At 37.6% G+C, this 263-nt stretch carries 1 protein-coding gene; it reads right to left on the bottom strand.

The window, feature by feature from the left end:
- The coding region (locus CWC11_RS20640; RefSeq protein ID WP_138684165.1) for a DUF1302 family protein at positions 1 to 263 on the bottom strand (263 nt) is incomplete at both ends.

Consider the following 263-nt stretch of genomic DNA (forward strand, 5'->3'; position numbering starts at 1 on the left):
ATGCATCTAGCAAGCGTAAATCCGAACAGACTTGTTTTCTGGTATCATCGTCTTCACATGGGTCAACTTTTTTGCTTGAAACAGGGTTGCTATATGCAAAATCACCATCTTCCATCACAAAGTCATAGAAATACATGAAACGAGTGAATAAACCATAGTTATCTTTGGTAATCGCTAAATCATGGGTACCTTTTAACAGCTGAGAGAAAGTATCTCCAGAGTCAAAATTTAGGTTACCGGCATCACCATTATTTGAATAGGCA

Source organism: Pseudoalteromonas sp. S3178 (assembly GCF_005886985.1).
Classification (GTDB): domain Bacteria; phylum Pseudomonadota; class Gammaproteobacteria; order Enterobacterales; family Alteromonadaceae; genus Pseudoalteromonas; species Pseudoalteromonas carrageenovora.